A 22,397-nucleotide genomic window follows, 5' to 3' on the forward strand; every position below is an offset into this window, starting at 1 on the left:
TCGCTTCTCGGCAACCAATGCGAGAGATAGGTCTTCGTTTCTCAATGATACTTCGCTGCGGATCGAAGTGTGGCATCGTCATGCCGGCCGGGGCCGCGTGGCCGCGGCGATGTTGCGCGGCGTTTTGCCTCAATAGACCTACGGACCGCCCCCCGGGCGCCTCATTCCGGCCCGAACGGCGGTCCACAGCCGGATCACGCAGATGCGCACATCGACTTCACGCTTTGGTAAACGCCGCAGCCGGCCCGGACCTCCCCCACGCTGATGCATATCGTCTATTCGCTCCGCTCCGACGGCCCCGCAGTGGCGCTGCGACGACGGCAAAATCGGCAAAAATACCAACGAAATCGCTGGGAACGGCTGACGGACGGCGGAACAGGCAGTGATGCCGTCGCGGACGACGACATGGCTGCGACTCACATTCCGCAGAGCGAGAACATATGTAGCCAGTATGACAACAACGCTGGACGGGAGCCGAAGGTTGGCTTGTCAAGGGCTGCACAACGCATCGGTTTTGCCTTATGGGTCATCGCGTACGGTGCGTTTGCCCGTCACCCGTCGCCGTTCGTGACCGGGTCCCACTGAAATTGTCCCTGCCGGGAGGATGAATGCTTCGGCTGCTGACCACGCTTGGGCGTGGCTTCAAGGAAAAGATCGGCTGGAAACGGCTCGGGATCGCTGCGAGCGTGCTCATCATCGCGTTCGCGGTCACGACGCTGGTCCACACCCTGAAGGGCGTCGACACCGGTATCATCCTCACCGCGCTGACCGACATCGCGCCGCACCGGATCGCGCTGGCGGCGCTCTGCGTGGTCGGGGCGTTCTGCACGCTGACCTTCTATGACTTCTTCGCGCTGCGCACGATCGGCAAGACCCACGTCCCCTACCGCATCGCAGCGCTGTCGAGCTTCACCAGCTACACGATCGGCCACAATATCGGCGCCACCGTCTTTACCGGCGGCGCGATCCGCTTCCGGATCTATTCCGATTACGGCCTCTCCGCGATCGACGTCGCCAAGATCTGCTTTCTCTCCGGCCTGACCTTCTGGCTCGGCAATCTGTTCGTGCTCGGCTTCGGCATGGCCTGGCACCCCGCGGCGGCGTCGGCGATGGACCTGCTGCCGCCGGCGATGAACCGGCTGATCGCGCTCGGCTGCCTTGCCGGCATCGGCGCCTATTTTGTCTGGCTCCTGACCGGCGAGAAGCGCCGCGAGCTCGGCCAGAACGGCTGGAAGGTGGTGCTGCCCTCGGCCAAGCTGACGCTGCTGCAGATCATCATCGGCGTGGTCGATCTCGGCTTCTGCGCGCTTGCGATGTATCTCTTGATGCCGACCGAGCCGCATATCGACTTCGTCTCGCTGGCGGTGGTGTTCATCCTGGCGACGCTGCTCGGCTTCGCGAGCCACGCCCCCGGCTCGATCGGCGTGTTCGACGCTGCGATGCTGGTGGCGCTGCCGGAGTTCAGCAAGGAGCAATTGCTGGCGACGCTGGTCGTGTTCCGTATCCTCTATTTCCTGATCCCGTTCGGGATTTCGATCTCGATCATGGGCATGCGCGAGCTGTGGCTCAACGTGGTGCGGCCCTGGCAGGAACGAAAAAGACTCAGCCAAGCCTGCACGGCTTCGGCGACCGTGCGGCAACCGATCGAAAGCCGGCAGCAGCAGATCAGGCGGCTGAGACGGTAACAGCGAACGTTATCGGCCTCTCGCCCCGGTGTTTCGATCCCGGATTGTTGGTCTCTGCAGCCGCTTCTCTTATTTTCGCCGTACCACTCGCGTCAAACCGCGCCATGATTGGCTTTCTGGTTCGATTTTCGTTTCGCGTCACGGTCTGCAGCGTGCTGCTCGGCAGCGCGCTCGCGGCGGTATTGGCTTCAGCCGCCGACGCGCAGGATACCCAGCTCTCGATCTCCTGGGAGGTCCGCAACCGCTTCCGGCTGTTCCGCGAGGAACGCGACTTCCGCCTGCAGGTCGAAAGCGGACTCGGCCGCAGCGTGCTGGCCTCGGAACAGGCGCTGGAGCTGCAGAGCGACGGCCGCGGCTGGGCGCGCAACACGGTCAACCGGCTCTGCATCGACCTGCAGGGCCGCGTCAGCGAGCCCTGCACCCGCGACAACGTCAAGGAAAGCTATCTGACGCCGATCGATCATCCGATCGTGGTGCGGCTCGCGGGTCCGGTTCCGGTCGGCGCGACCTGCGCCTGGTCGTTCGACGATGGCGACGGGCCGCAATCCTCGACATTCGATTGCGCCGAGCCGGTCAATCTGCGGGTCCGCTACGGCCGCACCACGGTCGCGACCGTCGATGTCGCCAGCGGCTCGGACGCCAATCAGCGCGTGACGACCCAGATCGCGGTGCGCGATTTGCTGATCGCCGGCCTCGGCGACAGCATCGCATCCGGCGAAGGCAATCCCGATCGCGCGATCGCACTTTCCGACGAGGGGTTCTGCTTCCGCTCCTATCTCGGCGGCGCGCAATACTACCGGCCGAGCCGCGCCGGCTTCAAAGGCGGCCGCGCTTGCGAAGCGCCCGACACCCTGACCAACTGGCAGCGCCAGAGCGCGCTGTGGCTCAACTCGGCCTGTCACCGTTCGCTGTACAGCTACCAGACCCGCACCGCGCTTGCGCTCGCCGTGCAATATCCGCACATCGCGGTGACCTATCTGCCGCTGGCCTGCACCGGCGCCACCATCGCCGACGGCCTGCTCGGCTCGCAGCAGGCGCGGGAATGTCTGCCGACGAAGACCGCCAACACCTGCTCGGGCACCGTCAACGGCCAGATCGCGGAGCTGCGCACGGCGCTCGCAGCCGCCAAGCGCCGGCAGCCGGACCGCACGCTCGATCTCGTGCTGCTGTCGGTCGGCGCCAACGACATCTACTTCTCCGGCCTCGTCGCCAACGTGATCGTCGACACGCCGACCGAACGCGCGCTGTTCAGCCAGGGCGGCTCGATGGCCAGCGTCGACGATGCCCGTTCGGCATTGGCGCGCGACCTGCCGGCCGACTTCGCCAAGCTGCGCGATGCGCTGAAGCCGTTGGTCGGCGGCGATCTCTCGCACGTGGTCTACACGGCCTACGCCAATCCGGCGCTGGCCAATGGCGGCGCGCCCTGCCCCGGCGGCCGCGCCGGCTTCGAGATCCATCCCTCGTTCAACGCCGATCCGAAGCGGCTCGCGGCGGTCTCGGGCTTCGTGCAGAACGAGTTCCTGCCGCAGCTCAAGGCCATCGCGCAGTGCCAGTCCGGCATCATCTGCCGCAATCCGCAGGCCGACCGCATGACCTTTGTCGATGCGCATCAGGATGCGTTTGCAAGCCACGGCTTCTGCGCACGCGCGTCGACCGATCCGGAGTTCGACCGCGACTGCTTCGCCGCCAACGGCGACAGCTTCGTCTCCGACATCGTCGCCGCGGCCAACCAGCCGCTCAAATGCGGCCGCAGCGCCGGCGAATACCGCGCCTATCTGCCGCGGGCGCGCTGGATCCGCGACGCCAATGACAGCTATTTCGCGGCGATGACCTACCCGCAGGGCCTGCCGTCCTCGATGCAGCCGACCGACATCCACGATGCGACATGGGGCATCCTGTCGGCGGTGTATGGCGGCGCGGTGCATCCGAGCGCCGAAGGTCATGCGGCGATGGCCGATGCTGCTGTCCCCGCAGCCGCCACCGTGCTTCAGTTGAACACCACGGTGCCTGAGGTGATCTCCGAGCCGGTCGCGCCATTGCCGACCGCACCGGTGCAACGCTGAACGCTGCACGCTCGCGACGCCGCACGTGTTGTGCGGCCGCGAACCAACGTGAACCCAATGAAGGTGTCTAGTGCCGCTTCGTCGCGGGCAAAGGCGCCGGCGGTGGCGGCGGCTTGATCGCTGCGGCTTGCGCCGGCAGATATTTGGCGACGATTGTGGGATCGAGCTGCGCCAGCGCCGTGTCCGGCAGCCGGGTCCAGACCTCGTCCTTGCCGAACAGCGAGATGCCGAGATAGCCGCGCATGGTCAGCGTCTGTCCATCGGCGCTCAGCGTCATCTTGGCCTTGTAGACCTTGCCGTTGCGCGGATCGAGCACGTTGCCGCCTTCATAGGCGAGCCCGTTGCGCTTCATGTCGCGGATCAGGGGAATGCCAAGCCACGGCATGTCCTTGCGATCGTCGGTGCATTTCGAGCAGACCGGATTGGGCGGATCGCCGGGCGCCGAGAACATCTTTGCGATCATGCCTTCGAACAGGCCGTTGCGCTCGATCACCAGGAACCAGCCCTCGGGCTTGCCGTCTTCGATCTTCTGCCAGAGTCCGGCCGCCGATAGCTCGGCCGCGGAAGCTGCAAGCGGAGCAGCTAGCGCAAAGGCCGTAGCGATCGCCAGGATCAGCCGAAGTCTGGATAGCGTGTTCCGCATCATCATCACCTGATCAATCGACAAACTCGATTACGAGCAGACTACGGCCATTTCGCGGAGTGTTCCAGTACCCGCGCCGCACGGGCCAAGAGACACGGGACATGGCCCATGCCCCGGCATTGGTCGCTGCTGAAGTGGAATCAGTTCACGCCAAGCTTCTTCTGCAAACTTGATGACGAGGTTGTGTACTGGAACACCAGCCGCTTGTCCGGATACACGTAGCGGTGCGCCTTCTGCGCCATCAGCGCGCCCTCATGGAAGCCGGAGAGAATGAGCTTCAGCTTGCCCGGATAGGTGTTGATGTCGCCGATCGCGAAGATGCCTGAAACGTTGGTCTCGAACGCTGCGGTGTCGACCGGCACCAGATTGTTCTCCAGCGCCACGCCCCAGTTCGCGACCGGACCGAGCTTCATGGTAAGCCCGAAGAACGGCAGCATCGTATCGCAGGTGATCGTCGACATCGCATTGTCGTTGCCCTTCAGCGCGGCGCCCGAGAGTTGACCGTTGGCGCCCTCGAGCCCGGTGACCTGGCCGATCTTCAGATCCATCTTGCCGTCGGCGACCAGCGAGCGCATCTGCTCGACGCTGTGCGGCGCCGCGCGGAAATCGTCGCGCCGATGCAGCAGCGTGATGCGCTTGGCGATCGGATGCAGGTTGAGCGTCCAGTCGAGCGCGGAGTCGCCGCCGCCGACGATCAGGATGTTCTTGTCGCGGAACTGCTCCATCTTGCGCACGGCATAGAACACCGACGTGCCCTCATAGGCCTCGATGCCCGGCACCGGCGGACGCTTCGGCTGGAACGAACCGCCGCCCGCGGAGATCACGACGACCTTGCACTCGAACTCCTTGCCGGCATCGGTCTTCACGCGGAACAGGGGATCGCCGATCTTCTCGATGCTCTCCACCATCTCGTTGAGGTGGAAGGTCGCGCCGAACGGCTTGATCTGCTCCAGCAGCTGCTCGGTCAGGCCCTGGCCGGTGACAAAGGGAATCCCGGGAATGTCGTAGATCGGCTTCTCCGGATAGAGCTCGGCGCACTGCCCGCCGATCTTGTCGAGGATGTCGACCAGATGCACCTTCATGTCGAGCAGACCCAGTTCGAACACGGCGAACAGTCCGCAGGGGCCCGCGCCAATTATCAGCACATCGGTCTTGATCGCTTCGCTCATGTCCGCTTCTTTTCAGTTGAGATCGACTGGACGGCTCTCGCCTGTCCAGCCGAATGGGCCGGATCGGGACATGCATAATAGGGACAGTGGCTGGCGCGGCAACCCCTTGCCGAGCCTGCGTAACTCGGCTGTATGGGCGGGAAACCGACGGAGATCCCCCTCGTGAATGCCCCTGTCCGCGCCGACGACGCACCGCGCCTGGAAGACTTTCCCTATCGCCTGTCCGACAATGTGCGCTTTGCCGATCTCGACCCGAACGGGCACGTCAACAACGCCGTCTATGCGAGCTATTTCGAGAGCGGCCGCGTCACGCTGGTGAAGGACCTCAGCATGGGGCTGATGCCGGCCGGGCTTGGCTGGATCATGGTGCGGCTCGACATCCATTTCCGCGCCGAGCTGCACTGGCCGGGACAGATCGAGCTCGGGCTCGGTCTCGTCAAGTTCGGACGGACGTCGACCACTTTCGATCAGGTGGTATTTTCGGAAGGGAGATGCGTGGCGTCGGCGAAGGCGGTCACCGTGATGATCGATGAGGCCACGCGCAGACCGACGCCGCTGCCGGCGGAGGTCAAGGAGAACTTCCGCCGCTGGGTCCGTCGCGGTGTGAACCCGGACGGCGAATAGGAGACGACAGAGCGTTTTCGAGCGAAGTGGACACCGGTTCGCGTGAAGAAAACGCGTCAGAACAAAATCTAGAGCCCCGTTCCGATTCAATCGGAACGAAGGGCTCTAGGCCTGGCGTTCCGGCGTCGACACGACCAGTCCGTCGAGATCGTCGGTCACCTTGATCTGGCAGGACAGCCGCGAATTCGGACGCACGTCGAAGCCGAAATCCAGCATGTCCTCTTCCATCGGCGACGGCGCGCCGACCTTCTCGCGCCACGCGTCATCGACATAGACATGGCAGGTCGCACAGGCGCAGGCGCCACCGCATTCGGCTTCAATGCCGGGAATGGCGTTGCGGATCGCACCTTCCATCACCGTCGCGCCGTTCTCGATATCAATGGAGCGTTTCTCTCCGGAATGGTCGATAAAGTGTATTTTGGCCATGATTGCTCGTGCTGCCGGAATGCGCCGGACGATGGTTGGAAAGGTCCCGGCAGTCGTATAACGGGTCGATCCGTACAGCGCTAGCACGGAGACCGAAAAGCTGCCGGCCGGCCAGGGACGGCGCCCTACTCGTTGCCGCAGGCCGTGGAGAGGGCCGAAAGCCTAGGAGCGGCCCAGAATCAGCTCGATCGCCGTGCGCGCCTCGGCAATCGCGGCCCCGAGCGCGGCAAGCGGCTGGGCCGGGTCGGAACCGGCGGTCAGCGCGGTTTCCAGGTTGGCGGCCGCCTCGGCGACGCCGAAGGCGCCAATCGCCCGCGCCGATCCTTTCAGGGTGTGGGCGTGGGTCGGAGCCTCGGGCGGCAGGGCAGCCAGCTCGCCAAGGATCCGGGCCGACTGGGTCGAGAACATCGCCAGCACTTCCCGTTCCAGCCCCGGGTCGCCCAGCGTCATCCGCCGGAGGTGATCGACGTCGATCGGCCCGTCGCCCGGCGCGAGCGGCGGCGATTGCGTCCATTCAACCCGTTCGAGATGAAGCGGCATGGCCTGTCCCTGTCGTCTCTGCCGGGCTTCACCGGCGGACCGTTCGCCCAGCCAATCACGAAACTGGTTAACGAATTGTTGTCGGGACGATCGGCAAAACCGCCCGATTCTGGACAATTTCCGGACACAATCGACCCTCTGGGGCAGGAATTTCGAGTACCCATAAGGCCTTATGGCGCAAAGCTGTTAACGATGATTAAGAAAGTATTAATCGCAAGCATTTCATTCGCATCGCTCTCCCAATAGGATGTTTGCGGATGTAGCGGACAAGCCGCCGAGGGGGCGCTTGCGCTCCGCTTGTGGGCACCGGCTTCGAGCTTGCGTGGGGACGATCGCAGGCTCGCCGACGCGTAAAATAGTGAGAGGGCTCAGACTGAACATGGCGAACACTCCCAAGAAGGTCAAAGATCCCACCGAAGTCGCGCTTTCTGCCATCCAGGAAGCCCTCAACATCAGCGAGCAAGGCGCGGAGAGCCGCAGCCCCCTCAACGACGGCGCCGCGCCGCCGAGCCTGCCGCCGTCAGCTCCGGATTTTTCAGCCGCATCGTTCGAGTCCCGCTCGAGCAGCGATCGTTCGGTGTTCGAGCCGATCGAGGAACCGCGCGCGCCGCGCCGCGCCGCCAATGATGATCGCGAGACCATCGGACAGATGCTGCAGACGCTGCAGGGAGGCCGCGCCCGCAACGCCTTCACGCTGTTCTTTGTCTGCTCCGGCGCCTGGCTGCTCGGCGGCGTCATCCTCACCATCGCGTTCTGGCCGGCCCTGCAGGCTTCGATGGCTCAGGGCACCGGCGTCCTGGTGCTCGCCGGCCTCGCCGCGTTGTTCGCCGTTCCGGTGCTGCTGTTCTACTATCTCGCCAGCCTCGCCTCGCATGGTCAGCGCATGCAGATGATCGCGCAATCGATGGCGCAGGTCGCAATGCGATTCTCCGAGCCGGAAAACGCCGCCGCCGATTCCATGGTGACGGTCGGCCAGGCGATCCGCCGCGAGGTCGCGGCGATGGGCGACGGCGTCGAACGCGCGATCGCGCGCGCCGGCGAACTCGAGACCCTGGTTGCCAACGAGGTGGCGGCGCTGGAACGCGCCTATTCCGACAATGAAGTGCGCATCCGCGCGCTGCTGCAGGACATCGCCCACCAGCGCGACAATCTGGTCGGCCAGGCCGAGCAGGTGCGCAGCGCGATCTCCGGCGTGCAGATCGACCTGCGCCACGACATCGCGCTGATCTCGGACGCCATTGCCTCGCGCGTCGACGAGGTCGCCAAGAGCATCACCGGCGCGCTGGAAGAGCGCGGCCAGCACATCACGACCGCGCTGAGCCATGCCGGCGACAACATGATCCTCGCGCTCGGCGAGCGCGGCGGCGACCTGCTCGACCGCCTCGAGGAAGCCAGCGCCGAGACCACGCGCGCGGTGATGGACGCCTCCGAGCGGCTCACCACCAGCCTCAACTTCAAGACCGGCCACGTCCATGACGAGTTCGTCGATCTGGCCGACCGCGTCCACGAGATGCTGAACGAGCGCATCGACCGCATCACCGGCGAGTTCGAGCAGCGTTCGTCTGCGATCGTCGACGGCATCTCCGACCGCACCGAAGAGGTCCACGACTCCCTGAAGAATTCCGCGGACTCGCTGCTGCTCGAGCTCGAACTGCGCAGCAACGACCTGGTCAGCAAGATCGACGACGCCGGCAACCGCCTCGCCGGCCAGATCATGAACTCCGGCGACAGGGCGAGCGAGGCGCTCGACGTTACCGTCAATTCGCTGGTCGCCAAGGTGGTGGGCCAGACCGAGACCGCGCACGACTCGCTGTCGCTGCAGATGAGCGCGTTCGACGACCTGGTGAAGAACCACGGCAGCGAGCTCGCCGAGAAATTCGCCCGCGACTCCGGCACGCTCGGTGCGCTGATCACCCGCCACATCTCGGAATTCGACCGCACCGTGAAGACGTTCGGCGGCGACATCGTCGAGCGCATGGGCCAGCGGACCCAGGACATCGCCGACAGCCTGAAGACCTATGTCGACACCTTCGACAATCGCGTCACCAGCAACAGCGGCGAGATCACCGCTTCGCTCGACCAGCGCCTGCTGCAGTTCGAGACCACGCTCGGCAGCCGCGTCACCAACCTCGACGCCTCGCTGACCGACAAGCTGTCGTCGTTCGACTCATCGCTCGCCACCAAGATCGGCTCGTTCGACGGCCGCCTGCAGTCGCTGGATGACGCGATCGACGGCCGCATGCGGACGCTCGAAGTCACCTTCGAGAGCCGCGCCAAGTCGGTCACCGACACCATCGACGGCCATCTCGGCACGCTCGCGACCCAGCTGACCGAAGGCGCCACCCAGGCGATCCACTCGATCGACTCGCGCCTCGGCCTGCTGACCACGACCCTGACCGAGGGCACCGTGCAGGCGATCGCAGCGGTCGACCACCGCATCAACGGCGTCACCGAGACCATCGACGGCCACAGCAACCGCCTGGTCGACACCATCAACGGCCACAGCACCCGCCTCGCCGATACCATCAACGGTCACAACACCCGCCTCGTCGAGACCATCAGTGGCCATAGCTCGAACCTGACCGACACCATCTCGGCGCGCTTCGCCGACATCCAGCAGGGCATCGAGAGCAGTGTCGGCGTCATCGCAGGTGACATCGACACCCGCGTCGCGCAGTTCGAGGATCTGCTGGGCTCGCGCGTCGAGGCCGTCGCCGGCCGCATCGAGAGCAGCGGCCGCCAGGCGAGCGAGGACATGATGTCCCGCGCCGAGCTGCTGTCGTCGAGTATCAAGTCCCATGTCGAGGACGCCGAGCGCTCGCTGACCAACCTCGTGGTCAACACCAGCGAAACCATCCAGACCGGCGCGCGCACCGCGCAGCAGGCGCTGCTCACCGTGTCCGCGGATGTCGGCAACCAGCTCAAGCTGAGCTCGGCCGAGGTCGAGGGCGTGCTGACCGCGGTCGGCACCAGCGCCGCCAACTCGATCCTCACCAGTGCCCGCGACGCCCAGGTCTCGCTGGTCGCCGCATCCGGCGACGTCGCCTCGCAGATCAAGGCGCTGTCGGAGGACGTCGAGCGCACGCTGCAGGCGGCCGGTAGCGCCACCGCGGCCTCGGTGTTGTCGGGCGCCCGCGACGCGCAGACCACGCTGGTCTCCGCCTCGATCGAAGCCGCAAGCCAGGTCAAGTCGCTGGCTTCCGATGTCGAGCAATCGCTGTCGATGTCCGGCTCTGCCGCTGCCGAAGCGATCATGACCGGCGCCCGCGAGGCCCAGACCACGCTGATCGCGACATCGGCCGACGTCACCGGCCAGGTCAAGTCGCTCGCCAGCGACGTCGAGCGCTCGCTGTCGATGGCCGGTTCCGCCACCGCGGAAGCCGTCGTCGCCTCCGCTCGCGAAGCCCAGAGCACGCTGGCCGGCGCCTCGACCGAAGCCACCAACCTCGCCCGCACGCTCGCGGCCGACATCCAGCACTCGCTCTCGACCGCCGGCACCGCGACCGCGGAAGCCGTTGTCGCCTCCGCCCGCGAGGCCCAGAACACGCTGGCCGGTGCATCGACCGACGCCACCAATCTGGTCCGCACCCTGTCGGCCGATATCGAGCGCTCGCTGTCGATGGCAGGCTCCGCCACCGCGGAAGCCATCGTCGCCTCGGCCCGCGAGGCCCAGAGCACGCTGGCCGGCGCATCCACCGAGGCCACCGATCTGGTCCGCACGCTGGCGGCCGACATGGAGCGCTCGCTGTCGATGGCCGGCTCCGCCACTGCGGAATCGATCACATCAGGCGCGCGTGAAGCCCAGAGCATGCTGGTCAACGCATCGACCGAGTCTGCGACAAAGGTGTCGGCGCTTGCCGCCGATATCCAGCGCGCGCTGTCGATGGCCGGTTCAGGCACCATCGAGGTGCTGACGGCCGGCGCGCGCGAGGCGCAGAACACCCTCGTCACCGCGTCGACGGATGCGGCCAACCACGTCAAGTCGCTGGCAGCCGATGTCGAGCGCACCCTGACCTCGGTCGGCACCAACACCGCCCAGACGATCCTCGGCAGCGCCCGCGATGCCCAGAACTCGTTCGTGGCAACCTCCAACGAGGCCGCAACCCAGATCCGCGCGATCTCGGTCGAGATCGAGCGCTCGCTGACCACGACCAGCGCGGAGACTGCACAGACCATCCTGGGCAGCGCCCGCGAGGCCCAGAGCTCGTTTGCGGCGACCTCCGCCGATGCCGCCGCCCAGATCCGCACGCTCTCGACCGATATCGAGCGCGCGCTGGGTTCGGTCACGGCCAAGACCACCGACAACATCCAGACCTCTGCGCAGAACGCACAGGCCGCGCTGATCACCATGTCCAACGAGGTCTCGACCAAGGTCAAGACGACCTCCGCCGACATCGAACGTTCGGTGCTGTCCGCGTCCAGCGCATTCGGCTCGGCGATGACCGGCAAGACCGACGAGATCGTCACCTATGTGCAGCAGCAGACCGAGCGGCTGTCGCAGATGGTCGACGGCCGCCGCGGCTCGCTGGTCGAGGCGCTGACCGCCAAGACCACGCAGCTGTCGAACGACATGGATCGCGCCACCGCGGACGCGCTGAAGGCGATCGAAACCCGCGGCCTCGCCTTCTCGCAGTCGATGGCGGCGCATGGCGGCGATGTCGCGCGCAACATCACCTCGGCCGGCGATCAGGCGACCGGCGCGGTGGCGAAGTCGCTCAAGGAGCTCGAGCAGGCCTCGCGCGCGGCGATCGACCAGTCGCGCCAGGTCTCGATCTCGGCCGTCACGGAGATGCAGGAGACCAGCAAGATCCTGCGCACCGATACGGTGGCGCTGTTCGAGCGGCTGCGCGAGGGCAACATCCTGCTACAGGAAGTGTTGACCGGCGCCCACGACAACCTCAACTCGCTGGAGCGCGCGCTGGTGACCCGCGTGGCCGACTTCGTGTCCGCCATGAACGACGTCACCTCGCGCAACGGCGTGGCGACCCAGACGCTGGAAGACCAGCTCACGGTGTTCAACAGCAAGACCGGCAAGGCGCTGGAAGATCTCGGCGCGCTGTCGAGCCAGTTCGAGACCCATGGCAAGGCGCTGATCGAGGCGGCTGCCGTGGTCGAACAGGCCAACCGCTCGACGACGGCCTCCGTCAGCGAGCGCAAGTCGGCGCTGGAATCGCTGGTCACCACCATCGACCTGCGCACCACCGATCTCGACCAGCGGCTGTCGCGCTTCACCGGCCTGCTCGATGAATCGCTCGGCGCGGCCGAAGAACGCGCCCGCGACATCGCGCGCGTGGTGGCGGAGACCGCAGGCGCCGGTTCGGCTGCGATCAGCAAGCAGTTCGAGGCGGTGCGCATGGCCGCCGAGAACGAGCGTCAGCAGACCGTCGACGCCATGAGTGACCTCTACCAGCAGAGCAACGCCGAGACCGACGCGATGTTCAAGGAATCGACGGAGAAGTTCTCCGCGATGGTCACGGCGATGAAGCAGATGGCGAGCGAGATGCACAGCGAGCTCGAGGCCACCCGCAACGAGCTGCGCCGCGGCGTGCTGGAAATGCCGCAGGAGGCCGCCGAAAACACCGCGCAGATGCGCAAGGTGATCGTCGACCAGATCGAGGCCTTGGCCGAGCTGAACCGCATCGTCGCCCATCACGGCCGCGGGCTCGACGTGGTCTCGTCCAACCGCGCCAGCGTCCGCCACGAGGAGCCGGTGATGGCTGCCGCCGGTGGCCGCGCCGACGTGCGGATGCGCGACAGCGTGCGCGACAATGGCAACAGCGCCTCGACGCTGCCGCCGCCGGATCTCGGCATGGCGACCTCGCGCCGCACCGAGGCCCCGTCGGTCAGCCCGGCCGCCGGCCCCAACAACGGCGATGGCTGGCTGTCCGACCTGCTCAACCGCAGTGACGCGCCGCCGCCTGCCCCGCAGGGCCGCGACGCCCAGCAGCGCCCGCGTCCGCAGCAGCAGCCGGCCGCCAATCCGCTGGAATCGCTGTCGCTCGACATCGGCCGGCTGATGGACCGCACGCTGGCGGCCGAGATGTGGGACCGCTACCAGCGCGGCGAGAACAAGGCGTTCTCCAAGCGCCTCTACACGCCGGCCGGCCAGAAGGCCTTCGATGAAGTGGCCCGCAAGTACCGCGCCGACCGCGGCTTCAAGCAGACGGTCGACCGCTACATCGCGGAGTTCGAGCGCCTGCTCGACGAAGTCGCCCGCGAAGGTCGCGGCCAGCAGGAGCTGAGCAGCCACCTGACCTCGGAGACCGGACTGGTCTACACCCTGCTCGCGCACGCCGCGGGACGGCTGGGGTAAGCGTTCGAACCGTCGCAGTACAAGAAACGGAGGCAGCGATGCCTCCGTTTTGCTTTTGACCGCCGCAAGACTAAGTTTTGCAGGAGAACGAGCTGGGAGGGTTCAGATGTTGCTCGCATGCTGGCGGCCCATCGTCGCGCTGACGATGCTCGGGACAATTGGGGTGGCCGCGATTGCGACGGCGGACCCGATCCAGCCGTCCAAAATCCGGACCATCAAAATACAGGAGCCGAACAAGCCGGCAGCCGACACGCCTGTCGTTCGAACGACGCCCGTCCGGCCGGCCGCCGGTGAGGTCCGCGATGCGTCCGGTCGCGAATGGCCGGCGGCTAACGGCGTCGTCGATGCGGCATCCGATCCTCGCCATATTCGCAGCTTGAGGATCCGCTCGGAGCAGACCTATCCGGACGACCGCTATCGCCGCTTCGTGCCTGAAGCAGCCGAGCCATCTCAGGCAGCGCCCCAGTAGGACTGCGACGATCGTCGGGACGAACGGAGGGCGCGTAGCCTATTGCTGCCGCCGCCGCGGCCCGGCCGGTGCTGCGGCCGGAGCCGGCGCGGGCTCGGGTGCGGCATTGTTGCTGCCGCCGAAGATCACCCGGCTCGGGTTGCGGTCGAAATTGTTCACGGCGCGGCTGATGTCGGACAGCGTGCGGCGGCCATCGTTGATCAGGAGATTGGAGCGCTTATCGAGATCGTCGGCGAGTTCGCGGATCGACTTCACCATCAGGTTCAGCTCGCTGCCATTGTTGCCGCCCGCGATCGCATTGAGGCCCAGCATCAGATTGTCGGCCTTGCCCATCACGCCGTCGACCTTGAGCATGACGTTGTCGATCTTCTCGGAATTGCGCGCTAAGGCCTGGGTGAAGACCTCGAGATTCTTCAGCGAATTCTTCACCGACTGCTGATTGTCGGCGACGATGCGGTTGACGTTCTGCAGGGTGGCGCGGATCGCCTCGGTGACGTCCTGCAGCGCGTTCGGGTCGGCGGTCAGAACCGGGATACCGTCCTCATCCAGCGGCACCGGCGGGGCGGCCTCTTCGCCGCCCTTCAGCGAGATCGCGGCGACGCCGGTCAGGCCCTGGAATTCGAGGCCGACCAGGGTGTCCTTGCGCAGCGGTGCGTTGTTCTCGATCATCGCCAGCGCGACGACGCGCCTGGGGTTGTCGAGCTTGACCGAGACCACTTCCCCTATCCTGATACCGTTGAAGTTGACGTTGCCGCCGTTGCGCAGGCCCGACGCCGGCCCCTCGAAGATCACCCGCAAAGGGCTCCGCTGCTTGGTCGTGTGCAGGCTCTGGAACCACAGCACGAAGCCGAACGCCGCGGCGATTACCGCCAGCGTGAAAGCCCCGATCAAGACGTAGTTCGCCCGCGTTTCCATCAATTGCTCGCGTTCATCACTCTTGGGCGCTGGCGCAGTCGGCCTGCGTTCGAGCCCGTCGAATTCCCTGTTGGCGCATGATCTCGTCCGAAAACCGGTCTTTTCGTTTCGGGATCATGGGCTAGGCCACAACGGCACGGGCGCGCTTGCCGTTGAAATATTGCTGCAGCCACGGATGCTGCGATGCCTTCATGTCGGCGATCGATCCTGCAGCAATGATCTTACCGTTCCCTAAAACCGCGATACGGTCGCACGCGGTGTAAAGGCTGTCGAGATCGTGGGTTACCATGAAAACGGTCAGCCCCAAAGTGCGCTGCAGGGTGCGCACCAGCTCGTCGAAATCGCCGGCGCCGATCGGATCGAGGCCCGACGTCGGCTCGTCGAGAAACACCAGCTCGGGATCGAGCGCGAGTGCGCGCGCCAGCGCGACGCGCTTGATCATGCCGCCGGACAGTTCCGACGGATAGCGATCGGCGACCTCGGGCTTCAGCCCGACCATCACCAGCTTCGCCACCATGATCTCGTCGAGCAGCCGCTGCGAGACCCGAAGATATTCGCGCGCCGGAAACTGGATGTTCTGGCGCACCGTGAGCGAGGAGAACAGCGCGCCCTGCTGGAACAGGATGCCCCAGCGCCGCTCGACGGCGCGGCGCTGCGCCGAGCTCGCGGCATCGAGATCGACGCCGAACACTTCGATGCGGCCGGAGACCTTCGGCACCAGGCCGATGATGGTGCGCGTCAGCACCGATTTGCCGGCACCCGACGGGCCGACGAAGCCGAGTATCTCGCCGCGCTTGACGTCGAGGTCGAGGCCGTCGAGCACACGCGTGTTGCCGAATTGGACCGTGATGTCGCGGACCCGGATGATGGCGTCGATGTCCTGCTCGGCCATGATCACATCCCGATCGAGGCGAAGAAGATCGCGAACACGCCGTCCATCACGATCACGAAGAAGATGCCTTTCACCACCGACGCGGTGGTGTGCTGACCGAGCGACTCCGCCGAGCCCTGCACCGCAAGCCCCTCGACGCAGGCGACGATGCCGATCACCGCGGCCATGACGGGCGCCTTGACCATGCCGACGATGAAATGGTCGATCGATATGGCATCACGAAGGCGGAGCAGGAAGGCCTCCGGATCGACGCCGCCATAGAGCCAGGCCACCAGGCCGCCGCCATAGAGCGCGGCCATCGCGCCGAGGAAGGCCAGGATCGGCAGCGCCAGCACCAGCGCCAGCATGCGCGGCAGGATCAAGACCTCGATCGGATCGAAGCCCATGGTGCGCAGCGCGTCGATCTCCTCGCGCATCTTCATCGAGCCAAGCTCGGCGGTATAGGCCGAGCCGGAGCGGCCCGCGACCATGATCGCCACCAGCAGCACGCCGATCTCGCGCAACACCAGCACGCCCAGCATGTCGACCACGAAGATATCGGCGCCGAACCTGCGGAAATGGAAGATGCCCTGCTGCGAGATGATGCAGCCGATCAGGAAGGTGATCAGCACCACGATCGGCACCGCGCGCAAGCAGACCTGCTCGAGGTGATGCACCGTCGAGGTGAGGCGGAAGCTGCGCGGATGGATCAGCACCTTGCCGGCCGCGGCCAGCACCGCGCCGAGCATATCCACCAGGCCGATGATGGTGGCGCTGATCCCGGCCACGGTGCGCCCGATCTGCTCCAGCATGCCTACTATCAAGAGCTGGTCGTTCGCGGCCTTGGGCGCAGGGCCGACGCGGCGCACCTCGTCGACCAGACTGGAATAATTGGCTGAGAGGCCCGCGATCTCCGCTTCGGCGCTGGCATCGCTGAGGCTGCGGCGCAGCCGCTCGATCAGCCACGCGCCGAACGTGTCGAGGCTCGCGACCTGCGAAACGTCGATGAAGATGTGGGGACGGCTGCCGCGCAGTTTCTCGGCGTCGGAGACGATCCGCTCGAGCGCGGGAGCAAAGCGGGCCGTCCAGTTGCCCGCCGCGCACAACGCCAGTCCTTCGCCTTGGGCTATCCGCTCCAGTGTCGGGTCGCCGCTCACCTTTTGCCTACCCCTCAAGCCGGCTGGCCGTTTGATCTCCGGCGGCTTGCCGGATCGGCTTGTCGAATCTGTCGCTAACCAGCCATAGTTGGTTGCGCGTCGCAAGCTACGGTTCAGGAAATAGTAGACTTTAAAATGACTTCCACCCCTCCCGGAGCGGTTTCCCTGACAGGGCGGATCGAGCGCTGGCCGATCGCCGGAACCTTCACGATCAGCCGTGGCGCCAAGACCGAGGCGGTCGTCGTGGTGGCCGAGGTGAGCCAGGGCGGCCTCACCGGCCGCGGCGAATGCATGCCCTACCCACGCTACGGCGAAACGCCCGAGGCGACGCTGCGGGCGATCCAGGCGATGCAGGAGCCGCTCGCCAATGGCATGGACCGTGTCGCCTTGCAGGCCGGCATGCCCGCCGGCGCGGCCCGCAATGCGCTGGATTGCGCGCTGGCGGACCTCGAGGCCAAACGCGCCGGCAGGCGGATCTGGAACCTGCTCGGCCGCTCCGCGCCCGAACCGCGCACCACGGCCTATACGATCTCGCTCGGGACATCAGAGGCGATGGCGGAGGCCACCGCGAAGGCCGCGCATCGCGCGCTGCTCAAGATCAAGCTCGGCGGCGATGGCGACATCGCGCGGATCGCCGCCGTGCGCAAGGCGGCGCCGGCATCCGAACTCATCGTCGATGCCAACGAAGCGTGGACCGAGGACAACCTCGCCGCCAATCTCGCGGCCTGCGCCGATGCCGGCGTCACGCTGATCGAGCAGCCGCTGCCGGCGGGCAAGGACGAGGCGCTGCTGCGGATCGAGCGCCCGGTTGCGGTCTGTGCCGACGAAAGCGTGCATGACCGCGCCTCACTCGAAGGCCTGCGCGGCCGCTACGACGCCGTCAACATCAAGCTCGACAAGACCGGCGGGCTGACCGAAGCGCTGGCGATGGCGGACGCCGCCCGCGCGCTCGGCTTCGAGGTCATGATCGGCTGCATGGTCGCGACCTCGCTCGCGATGGCGCCGGCGATGCTGATCGCGCAAGCCGCGCGCTTCGTCGATCTCGACGGCCCGCTGCTGCTGGCCAGGGATCGCGACAACGGCCTACGCTACGACGGCAGCCTGGTCTATCCGCCCGACGCCGCGCTCTGGGGCTAGTGGGTTAGCCGCTTGCGCGCCAACCACATCACCAGCCCGCCCACGGCCGCCATCACCGCCATCATGTCGTAGACGCCGAGCCCGAAGCGCGCATAGACCATGCCGCTGACGATCGCCGTGGTGCTGGCAACAATGCCGCCGCAGGCAGTCAGATAGCCCTGTGCACGCGCCATCACATGCACCGGCACGTGGTGGACCATCAGCCCCATGATGCCGACCTGGGTCAGGCCGAAGCTCAGCCCGTGTCCGAGCTGGACCACGGCCAGCACCGCAAGCGGCGGGTCCTGCGCGGTGATCGCCCAGCGCGCCACGGCGCTGGCGGCCGCGATCATCACCAGCACAGCCGACGGCAGCGTGAAGCGCGGCGAGGCCGCAAACAGCACGATCTCGGCGATCACGCCGAGCACCCAAAGGGCCGCGATGGTCAGGCCGCTGAAGCCGGCCTGCTGCCAGGCAATCGATGCGAAGATGTAATAGGCGCCGTGGCTGCCCTGGATCAGCGCGGAGGACACGATGATGGCGAGGAACGTGGGATTGCGCAGCAGTTTTGGCACGCCGGCCGTCGGCGTGGCGGTTGCCGTCGGGCGGCCCAGCGGCCGCAGTGTCAGCCCGACCAGCGCGCCGAGCACGGTCACCGCGGTGATGATCCAGATCAGATCGACCTCGGCGACATAGCGCAGCAGGAACCCGCTGATCAGCGCGCAGACCGCGAAGGCAGCCGAGCCCCAGAGCCGCAACGGTCCGTAGCTCAGGCCAAATTGCCTGACGCCGCGCAGCGCGTAGGCATCGGTGAGCGGCACCATCGGCGTCCACACGCAGCAGGTCAGCGCATAGACCGCGAGCAGCACCCACGGCTGGTGCTGGGTGCCGATCACGGCAAAGCCGAGCGCGGTGGCGAATCCCGTGGCGATCATCGCACCGCGCAGCATCTGGCGACGCTCCGCAGCCGCGGTGACCAGCGGCAGCACGGTGAAGCGCGTCACCGGCGGCACCGCGGTGATGAGGCCGATCCAGGTGGCATCGATCCCGATCGCCTTCAGCCACACCGTGAAAAACGGCAGGTGGACCCCGGTCATCCCGAACGTCGTGGCATAGAATGCCGCGAGGCTGCGCGCGAATCGCCGCGGTGCGACCTTGGCTGCGATGGGGATTTGTGATTCGGAAGACATCAATTCAATTGCGATTCGCGCGATATCGTGGTGATCGTTAGCGTAACGCGCAGTGATTTGCGCGGAGAGATTGTGATGGCCGAAGAAGCATTCGCCCTGTCTCCGATATCCGCCCGCGCGGCCCTGCCGAGCGAGGAGGACTATGCTGCGATCAGCGCGGCCTTCATGGAGACCTCGCGGGGCCGCTGGTTCCTCGGCGAATATGCCAAGCGCAACCGCAATGCGGATACCCGCATGGTGCTCGATGCCGTGGCGCGGATCGAGGACAGCCTCAGCGCGCAGCGGCAGGCGGCCGCAGCGGCCATCCGGGACGAGCAGCTGGCGCAGGCGCTGGCCGCCCTGCGCGGCGCGATCGAGGCCGCCCAGGCCTCCGCCATCGCGGCGCTCGACGGTATCAGCTTCGAGCCGAATCTCGCGCCGGTGCGCAAGGGCGTGCGGGTGATTCGGGAGATCTCCTGGCGGCTGCGCGAGATCGGCAATGACGGCCGGATCTGCGATATCATCGATTCGCAGGCCAGCGCGATCGAGGCCGGTGCGACCGAGGTCTCGATGGACGACGCCAAGGCCGTGCTGGATGCCGCTTTCGCGGCGCTGGCCCGCCGGCTCAGCGAATTCGATCCGGACAAGGCGGAAACGCCTGCGGCCAAACCCGATGTGGCCGAAGCACCGGTTGCGGAACCGCCCGATGCTGTCCCCTCGCCGCAACCAGCGGCGGAAAGCGTTGCCACCGCGAGCACTGCGCCCGATGCCGCCGTGGCCGCCACGTCGCCGGTGCCGCCTCAGGAGGCCGCTGCAACGCCGAGCATTGAGGCTACCGCGGCCGCAATGCCGGAGCCGAGCGAAGCATGGCTCAAGGCAGAGGCCGCGCTGGCCGCAGCCGAAGCCGCAGAGCTCGCCCGCGTCACCGAGGCCGCCGCTGACGCCCAGGACGAAGCGGTGCTCGACCTCATCGCGATGGAGATGGGCGCGCCCGATCCGATCGACGAAGAAGCGATCGCCGAGGAGATGCACCTTGCCGAGGAGATGCGCGTCGCCGAGGCGATGGCTGACGAGCCCGAGATGGTTGCACCGGCCATTCAGCCCGAGCCCGCACCGGCGCCCGAGCTGATCGAGCTCAAGGTCGAGCCGCCGCCGATGGCCGCAGCGCCGATTGCTGCAGCACCGGTTGCCGCGGCTCCGGCAGCCGTGCCGCCGCCTCTCCCACCCGCCGTCGAGGCTGCCGCAGCTCCCGCAGCAGAACTCTCACTCGGCTCGACCATCATCGCGAGTGGCCTTTTGAAAAAGCCGAGCGTCGCGGCCAACGATCCGCTGGCGCCGATCCGCCGCATGAGCCAGGTCGAGAGAATCGCGTTCTTCTCGTAGGCGCTGGACATTCGCTTTTCGTCATTGCCGGGCTTGACCCGGCAATCCATCAACAACAAAGGCTCTTGTTGTGATGGATGCGCGGGTCAAGCCCGCGCATGACGGGCGGTGCGGTCCGAGCATTCACCTCCCATTGACTGCCCACGCAGCGTGACCCAGCTCACTTACCGCGCCCCGATCTGCGCCTAGCCTCCCCGCGACCGGTCCTGCACCGGGACCAGCTTTTGGGAGCGCGCGATGGTCCGCCTGACATCCATCATGATATCGGCCGCGTTGCTCGGCCTGTTGAGCCTTGGTGTATCAGGCTCCGCATCTGCCGAGACCAGCGGCATCACCGTCGGCAATGCAACGCAGACGCCGGCACAATCGATCGATCAAGTAGCTTCGCCGGCGACATCTGCCGCAGCGGCGCCGGCTGCGCTACGCGGCCCCGAGCAGCGCGTCGCGCTCGTGATCGGCAATGCGAACTATGAGAATGCGCCAAAGCTGGCCAATCCCGGCAATGACGCGCAGTCGATGGCCGAGCTGTTGAACGCGGCCGGCTTCGAGGTGATCGCCGCGACCGACCTCAGGCAGGGCGACATGGTCAAGGTGTTGCAGGATTTCTCCGACAAGGTCTCAGCGCGCGGCCCCGGCACCGTCGCGATGATCTATTACGCCGGCCACGGCGTGCAGCTCGCCGGCGAGAACTATCTGATTCCGGTCGACGCGAAGATCGCAACGCCGTCCGACCTCGACGGCAATTCGGTGCGCCTCGTCGACGTGATGGGCACGCTCGAGAACGTCCCGAGCCGGATGCGCATCGTGGTGCTCGATGCCTGCCGCAACAACCCGTTTCCGAACGTCAACGACGCCGGCCGCGGTCTTGCCGTCGTTGACGCCCCGAGCGGCTCGATCGTCGGCTATTCGACCGCGCCCGGCATGGAAGCGCAGGACGGCAGCAACGGCCACAGTCCCTACACCAACGCCTTCTTGCGTCTGGCGCGCGAGCCCAACCTGCCGATCGAGCAGCTGTTCAAGCGCGTCCGCCTCGACGTCAACTCTACGACCGACGGCCGGCAGACGCCCTGGGAAAGCTCGTCGCTGACCTCCGACTTCTATTTCTTCGGCGACACCGCGGTCGCGTCGACCCGTGCACCGGCGAATGGCCCGGTGGTGCAGATGGCGTCGAACCTGCCGAACCGCTCGGTGCGCCAGGCCTATGACTTCGTGCTGTCGGAGGGCCGGCCGGAATACTATGAGGAGTTCATCCGGCTGTATCCGCGCGATCCGCTGTGCGATCGCATTCGCTTCCTGCTGACGAACTGGCTGCAGGTCGCGGCCTGGCACAAGGCGGTGCTCGCCAACACGCCGTTCGCCTACAAGACCTTCCACGACAATTTCGGCAACAGCCCCTACGCGCAGTCGGCGTTGAAGCTGCAGGCGCAGCCGAAGGCGATTCCGCTGATGCAGTTCACGCGGCTTTCTAGTCGTCCAGCCTTCCGGCCGATCAATGCCGGCGTGCAGAGTACCGTCGGCAAGATCGTGACCATGCCTGCGCCTGGAGCGAAGCCGGTCGGCATGCCGAGCTCAATCGGCAAGGGCAAAGTCGCGAGCCTTCCTGGAGCCAATGCCGGCAACACCACATCGAACCGGATCATGAAAGATAACAGCGGGCAGCGCCTGCGCGCCGAGCGGCAGAGCATGCGAGTCAACCGGACGGGATCAGGCGGCAGCAATGCCTCGTTCCACTCCAGTCCGTCCGGCTCACATCTCGGCGGAATGGGCGGCGGCAACCGTGGCGGCTTCAAGCACTGATCCGCCGCGCTCCACAACGAAACGGGGGCAGAGAGCGACGACTGCCCTGCCCCCTTT

Annotated in this window: 17 protein-coding genes; 9 read left to right on the forward strand and 8 right to left on the reverse strand. The window is 66.3% G+C overall.

The window, feature by feature from the left end; genetic code table 11:
- Window positions 1–264: 264 nt before the first annotated feature.
- The 3 genes from ACOIX3_RS26870 (at window position 265) to ACOIX3_RS26880 (ending at window position 3,748) form a co-directional block, all read left to right on the forward strand.
- Complete coding sequence (locus ACOIX3_RS26870) at window positions 265–585, forward strand: hypothetical protein (RefSeq protein WP_420965016.1); 321 nt, start codon at window positions 265–267, stop codon at window positions 583–585.
- A 23-nt stretch (window positions 586–608) separates the two neighbouring features.
- Window positions 609–1,685 carry a lysylphosphatidylglycerol synthase transmembrane domain-containing protein gene (locus ACOIX3_RS26875; protein WP_229169985.1) on the forward strand — a complete coding sequence of 359 codons (1,077 nt, stop codon included), beginning with the start codon at window positions 609–611 and terminating at the stop codon, window positions 1,683–1,685.
- Window positions 1,686–1,789: 104 nt separating this feature from the next.
- Entirely contained in the window at window positions 1,790–3,748 is a 1,959-nt protein-coding gene (locus ACOIX3_RS26880) for a hypothetical protein (RefSeq protein WP_420965017.1), read from the forward strand.
- Between the two features lie 67 nt (window positions 3,749–3,815).
- Here the strand turns inward: ACOIX3_RS26880 and ACOIX3_RS26885 are convergent, their stop codons facing one another.
- Both ACOIX3_RS26885 and ACOIX3_RS26890 read right to left on the reverse strand, forming a co-directional pair.
- Entirely contained in the window at window positions 3,816–4,391 is a 576-nt protein-coding gene (locus tag ACOIX3_RS26885; RefSeq protein ID WP_420965018.1) for a DUF2147 domain-containing protein, read from the reverse strand.
- Window positions 4,392–4,531: 140 nt separating this feature from the next.
- Window positions 4,532–5,560: an NAD(P)/FAD-dependent oxidoreductase gene (locus ACOIX3_RS26890; RefSeq protein WP_420965019.1), complete on the reverse strand. Its 1,029-nt coding sequence runs from the start codon at window positions 5,558–5,560 to the stop codon at window positions 4,532–4,534.
- A gap of 162 nt (window positions 5,561–5,722) precedes the next feature.
- Between ACOIX3_RS26890 and ACOIX3_RS26895 the strand changes: the two genes are divergently transcribed.
- Window positions 5,723–6,184 carry an acyl-CoA thioesterase gene (locus tag ACOIX3_RS26895; protein WP_420965020.1) on the forward strand — a complete coding sequence of 154 codons (462 nt, stop codon included), beginning with the start codon at window positions 5,723–5,725 and terminating at the stop codon, window positions 6,182–6,184.
- Window positions 6,185–6,289: 105 nt separating this feature from the next.
- Here the strand turns inward: ACOIX3_RS26895 and ACOIX3_RS26900 are convergent, their stop codons facing one another.
- Together ACOIX3_RS26900 and ACOIX3_RS26905 are read right to left on the reverse strand one after the other, a co-directional pair.
- Window positions 6,290–6,610, reverse strand: coding sequence for a 2Fe-2S iron-sulfur cluster-binding protein (locus tag ACOIX3_RS26900; protein ID WP_092115454.1), 321 nt, complete (start codon window positions 6,608–6,610; stop codon window positions 6,290–6,292).
- A gap of 162 nt (window positions 6,611–6,772) precedes the next feature.
- Window positions 6,773–7,150 (reverse strand): Hpt domain-containing protein, encoded by a 378-nt coding sequence (locus ACOIX3_RS26905; protein WP_092115455.1) that lies wholly within the window; start codon window positions 7,148–7,150, stop codon window positions 6,773–6,775.
- A gap of 379 nt (window positions 7,151–7,529) precedes the next feature.
- Between ACOIX3_RS26905 and ACOIX3_RS26910 the strand changes: the two genes are divergently transcribed.
- Window positions 7,530–13,463: a negative regulator of septation ring formation gene (locus tag ACOIX3_RS26910; protein WP_420965021.1), complete on the forward strand. Its 5,934-nt coding sequence runs from the start codon at window positions 7,530–7,532 to the stop codon at window positions 13,461–13,463.
- Window positions 13,464–13,569: 106 nt separating this feature from the next.
- Window positions 13,570–13,932 (forward strand): hypothetical protein, encoded by a 363-nt coding sequence (locus tag ACOIX3_RS26915; RefSeq protein WP_420965022.1) that lies wholly within the window; start codon window positions 13,570–13,572, stop codon window positions 13,930–13,932.
- Window positions 13,933–13,971: 39 nt separating this feature from the next.
- On the opposite strand, the gene ACOIX3_RS26920 is transcribed toward ACOIX3_RS26915, so the two are convergent.
- The 3 genes from ACOIX3_RS26920 to ACOIX3_RS26930 all read right to left on the reverse strand — a co-directional run bounded on the left by ACOIX3_RS26920 (window position 13,972) and on the right by ACOIX3_RS26930 (window position 16,875).
- Entirely contained in the window at window positions 13,972–14,847 is an 876-nt protein-coding gene (locus ACOIX3_RS26920) for an MlaD family protein (RefSeq protein ID WP_106328293.1), read from the reverse strand.
- Between the two features lie 121 nt (window positions 14,848–14,968).
- Window positions 14,969–15,739 (reverse strand): ABC transporter ATP-binding protein, encoded by a 771-nt coding sequence (locus ACOIX3_RS26925; RefSeq protein WP_173637607.1) that lies wholly within the window; start codon window positions 15,737–15,739, stop codon window positions 14,969–14,971.
- A gap of 2 nt (window positions 15,740–15,741) precedes the next feature.
- Complete coding sequence (locus ACOIX3_RS26930) at window positions 15,742–16,875, reverse strand: MlaE family ABC transporter permease (RefSeq protein ID WP_420965023.1); 1,134 nt, start codon at window positions 16,873–16,875, stop codon at window positions 15,742–15,744.
- Window positions 16,876–17,010: 135 nt separating this feature from the next.
- Here ACOIX3_RS26930 and dgcA point away from each other — a divergent pair, with 135 nt between their 5' ends.
- Window positions 17,011–18,012, forward strand: a complete 1,002-nt coding sequence (gene dgcA / locus ACOIX3_RS26935; RefSeq protein ID WP_420965024.1) for an N-acetyl-D-Glu racemase DgcA — start codon at window positions 17,011–17,013, stop codon at window positions 18,010–18,012.
- Here dgcA and ACOIX3_RS26940 read toward each other — a convergent pair.
- Window positions 18,009–19,181, reverse strand: a complete 1,173-nt coding sequence (locus tag ACOIX3_RS26940; RefSeq protein ID WP_420965025.1) for an MFS transporter — start codon at window positions 19,179–19,181, stop codon at window positions 18,009–18,011. The genes dgcA and ACOIX3_RS26940 overlap by 4 nt on opposite strands.
- A gap of 75 nt (window positions 19,182–19,256) precedes the next feature.
- Here ACOIX3_RS26940 and ACOIX3_RS26945 point away from each other — a divergent pair, with 75 nt between their 5' ends.
- Window positions 19,257–20,543 carry a hypothetical protein gene (locus ACOIX3_RS26945; RefSeq protein ID WP_420965026.1) on the forward strand — a complete coding sequence of 429 codons (1,287 nt, stop codon included), beginning with the start codon at window positions 19,257–19,259 and terminating at the stop codon, window positions 20,541–20,543.
- A 237-nt stretch (window positions 20,544–20,780) separates the two neighbouring features.
- On the forward strand, window positions 20,781–22,340 hold the full coding sequence (locus ACOIX3_RS26950; protein ID WP_420965027.1) for a caspase family protein: 1,560 nt from the start codon (window positions 20,781–20,783) through the stop codon (window positions 22,338–22,340).
- Window positions 22,341–22,397: the final 57 nt, after the last annotated feature.

Origin of the sequence: Bradyrhizobium sp. B120, from assembly GCF_049075665.1 — a bacterium.
In the GTDB taxonomy this organism is placed as follows: domain Bacteria; phylum Pseudomonadota; class Alphaproteobacteria; order Rhizobiales; family Xanthobacteraceae; genus Bradyrhizobium.

Coding starts and splice junctions, on each gene's coding strand:
- ACOIX3_RS26910 (WP_420965021.1), top strand. CDS start 7,530: ATGGCGAACACTCCCAAGAAGGTCAAAGATCCCACCGAAGTCGCGCTT.
- ACOIX3_RS26875 (WP_229169985.1), top strand. CDS start 609: ATGCTTCGGCTGCTGACCACGCTTGGGCGTGGCTTCAAGGAAAAGATC.
- ACOIX3_RS26945 (WP_420965026.1), top strand. CDS start 19,257: ATGGCCGAAGAAGCATTCGCCCTGTCTCCGATATCCGCCCGCGCGGCC.
- ACOIX3_RS26900 (WP_092115454.1), bottom strand. CDS start 6,610: ATGGCCAAAATACACTTTATCGACCATTCCGGAGAGAAACGCTCCATT.
- ACOIX3_RS26915 (WP_420965022.1), top strand. CDS start 13,570: ATGTTGCTCGCATGCTGGCGGCCCATCGTCGCGCTGACGATGCTCGGG.
- ACOIX3_RS26905 (WP_092115455.1), bottom strand. CDS start 7,150: ATGCCGCTTCATCTCGAACGGGTTGAATGGACGCAATCGCCGCCGCTC.
- ACOIX3_RS26920 (WP_106328293.1), bottom strand. CDS start 14,847: ATGGAAACGCGGGCGAACTACGTCTTGATCGGGGCTTTCACGCTGGCG.
- ACOIX3_RS26940 (WP_420965025.1), bottom strand. CDS start 19,181: ATGTCTTCCGAATCACAAATCCCCATCGCAGCCAAGGTCGCACCGCGG.
- ACOIX3_RS26880 (WP_420965017.1), top strand. CDS start 1,790: ATGATTGGCTTTCTGGTTCGATTTTCGTTTCGCGTCACGGTCTGCAGC.
- dgcA (WP_420965024.1), top strand. CDS start 17,011: ATGACTTCCACCCCTCCCGGAGCGGTTTCCCTGACAGGGCGGATCGAG.
- ACOIX3_RS26890 (WP_420965019.1), bottom strand. CDS start 5,560: ATGAGCGAAGCGATCAAGACCGATGTGCTGATAATTGGCGCGGGCCCC.
- ACOIX3_RS26885 (WP_420965018.1), bottom strand. CDS start 4,391: ATGCGGAACACGCTATCCAGACTTCGGCTGATCCTGGCGATCGCTACG.
- ACOIX3_RS26925 (WP_173637607.1), bottom strand. CDS start 15,739: ATGGCCGAGCAGGACATCGACGCCATCATCCGGGTCCGCGACATCACG.
- ACOIX3_RS26950 (WP_420965027.1), top strand. CDS start 20,781: ATGGTCCGCCTGACATCCATCATGATATCGGCCGCGTTGCTCGGCCTG.
- ACOIX3_RS26870 (WP_420965016.1), top strand. CDS start 265: ATGCATATCGTCTATTCGCTCCGCTCCGACGGCCCCGCAGTGGCGCTG.